Source organism: Arthrobacter sp. UYCo732, from assembly GCF_040547265.1.
GTDB lineage: Bacteria > Actinomycetota > Actinomycetes > Actinomycetales > Micrococcaceae > Arthrobacter.
Genome location: NZ_JBEPPJ010000045.1, coordinates 1 through 2,294, shown reverse-complemented (window position 1 = coordinate 2,294; position 2,294 = coordinate 1). Strand labels below are relative to the sequence as shown.

The following is a 2,294-nucleotide window of genomic DNA, read 5'->3' as shown; positions in this document are numbered from 1 at the left end:
CACCACCGAAGCTGCGACGCTCGCCATCGCCTTCACGACGCGGACGGTCACCATAAGGCTTGTTGTCACGCTCACCGAACGGCTTCCGCTCACCACCACCGAAGCTGCGACGCTCGCCATCGCCTTCACGACGCGGACGGTCACCATAAGGCTTGTTGTCACGCTCACCGAACGGCTTCCGCTCACCAAAAGATTTGCGATCGCCGCTACCGGACCCAGGGGTGCGCTTCGGCACATCGGAACTCCGGTCGTCCCGGGACCGGAATCCCCGCGGTTCACCGCCGGAATTGTTGTTACCACGGAAAGGTCCGCGGTCGTTGCCGCCGCGATTGCCGCCGTTATGCTCAGCCATGTGGGGATTCCTCCTGTTATGAGCCGACCACTGGCGCAATCGCAGTCGCTCGTTCCGTGCTTCGTTATCCTACGCAACCCGAAATCAAGCGCTTCGAAGTCCGTACATCTCAGTCAATTCTAAGCGAGAGCCAACCGGCGCATGACATGGATCTGCCCCACAGATCGTTGTCGTGGGAAAGTTCACATTCGCGGCAGACGCTCTCGCGGTGGCTGCAGGTTTTCTCAGGACGCTCTCGCGGTGTCGGGAATGTTCCACGGCGGTGCGGGGCGGCTGGGGTGGGTTCGCCTGGTTTGCAGGGTGGCGGCGTGGTCCGTGTGTGGGTTTTAGGGGCCTTTCGCCGTTAGGCATGGTCGGTTGATTTGGGCCGGTAGGGGCGGTGACCGCCGGCCGCGAGTAGGCATCCGATTCTGTAGTTGGTGCAGTTGCGGAAGCCGCGGGCGATCCTGCGGGTGGTTTCGATGACGCCGTTGATTGCTTATGCCGAGGTCTGAGTTATGCCGACTTCGGTGGGCCCGTTGGCGGCGCCGTTGGTGTCGAAGTAGGCGAGGATCGCGCTCTTCCATTGTTTGAGTGTGCGGCCAAGACGTGCCACTTCAGGGATCGGGCACGTCGGGAACGAGTCGATCACTTCGGTGACGAGTTCCCGGCCCCGTTCCGGTCGGGCGTGGTAGACGTTGCGGATTTTTTGGTAGCACTGCCAGGCCAGGGTCACTGCGTGATCGGGGTATCCGGCGATGAGTTTCGCATCGAGCCGGGCGCCCTGTTTGTCGGTGAGGTGCTCGGCTCCGATCTGCAGGGGTCCGGCGGATCCCGTAGAGCGGATCTACCTTACGGCCCCGGTGCCCGAGGGTGTCCTGCTGGACCCGGCGGCGGACCTCATCGACCATTGCGGATCCGAGTATGACGACGTGGAACGCGTCTAGGACGGTGATGGCTTCGGGCAATTCGTCCCTAGATCGCGTTGGCGTAGCCGCGGAACGGGTCCAACGCAGCGGTCGATCCCGGCAGTGAATTCCTCGCCGCGGTCTTTGAGCCAGTCGGCATAGGCCTTCCCGGACCGTCCCGGCACGAGGTCAAGGAGCCGTGCATGGACAATGCCATTAGCGTCACGGGTGTGGTCCGCGATGCCGGTGACCATGCCGCTTCAGGGCGGACCGGTGTGGGACCAGACATGCTCGTCGACGCCGAGCCCGTTCACGCCGGCCAGCCGGTCCGTGCTTCCGATGCGTCTGGTGGCCTCCGCCTGGATGACGTCCCAGACGGCGTGCCAGGAGACCCCGAGTTGGTGTGCCATTGCCGAGACTGAGGTGTCGAACCGGGCCAGCGCGTAGGTCGCCCAGGCCACTGCCCGGGCGGTGAGTTTCGCCCGCGGCCCTGCCAGCGGGTGTTCCTAGGTGAACGCTGTCCTGTGACAGCCCGAGTCCGGGCACCGCCAGATCCGCTTGGCCCACAGCAGCCGCACCGGGCGGCCGAAACAGGGAATGTCGTGGAGCCGAATCTGGCGGCGGCCGTGGCCGATCGCGACGACACCGCGGTCCGGGCAGCCCGTGACGTCTTCCCCCGTTTCGACCCGCCGAACCAGGGCCGCCGTGGATGCCGTAACGGAGCTGATGTGGATGCCCTCCACTCCAAGCAGAGCATCGGCGCGCGAGCACCAGCGGCCACCGGAACAAGACATAGAGTTATTCATGTCAGGGTCTCTTTTGAGTATTGGTTTGCTTGGTCGCTACCAATTCAAAGAGGCCCTGACCTCATTCCCCCCGCACGACGCCGCACAGCAACCGACTACGCCACACCGCGCTGGTCTCAGCCAGCCCTAAGCATGCCTAAATGCGAAGGGCCGATTGGGGGTGGTTGTGTGGGTGGGTGGTTAACGTGGGAGAGCCCCCGGACACGTGGTGTTCGGGGGCTCTCGACCGGTAATAGTGTTCCGGCGGTG

Annotated in this window: 2 pseudogenes; both read right to left on the bottom strand. The window is 64.1% G+C overall.

The features are described 5' to 3' along the window. Nucleotides 1–352, bottom strand: a pseudogene (locus ABIB45_RS22415) (hypothetical protein); the annotation flags it as partial. Between the two features lie 343 nt (nucleotides 353–695). Next, nucleotides 696–2,045: pseudogene (locus tag ABIB45_RS22695) on the bottom strand (ISL3 family transposase). Nucleotides 2,046–2,294: the final 249 nt, after the last annotated feature.